This window comes from Mesorhizobium sp. M8A.F.Ca.ET.161.01.1.1 (assembly GCF_004792105.1).
Taxonomy (GTDB): Bacteria; Pseudomonadota; Alphaproteobacteria; order Rhizobiales; family Rhizobiaceae; genus Mesorhizobium.
In genome coordinates, this window is sequence record NZ_SRTD01000356.1 from 1 (window position 1) to 311 (window position 311).

1 protein-coding gene is annotated in these 311 nt (G+C 68.8%); it reads right to left on the minus strand.

Annotation, left to right across the window (positions count from 1 at the left end):
- On the minus strand, positions 1-311 hold a 311-nt coding region (locus tag EN804_RS36045; RefSeq protein WP_281407937.1), incomplete at both ends, for a C-terminal helicase domain-containing protein.

The window sequence follows — 311 nt, forward strand, 5'->3', positions numbered from 1 at the left end:
GTCATCCGCCACTGCTTCGCTCAGCGTAGGATCGGCCAGAAGCCGGGCGCCGTCGCGCTCGACGATCTCTTCAACGGAGGGTGGGTGTACCCATGCGGCACTGACCTTGGCGCCTTCGAGCAGGCGCTCGGCCTTGCGGCGCTGGCTGACCGGCACCACGATGGCGCTGACGCCCTTCTGACCGGCGCGGCCGGTGCGGCCCGAGCGGTGCAGAAGTGTTTCGGAATTGGTCGGCAGGTCGGCATGGATGACGAGTTCGAGGCCGGGCAGGTCGATGCCGCGGGCGGCAACGTCTGTCGCCACGCAAACGC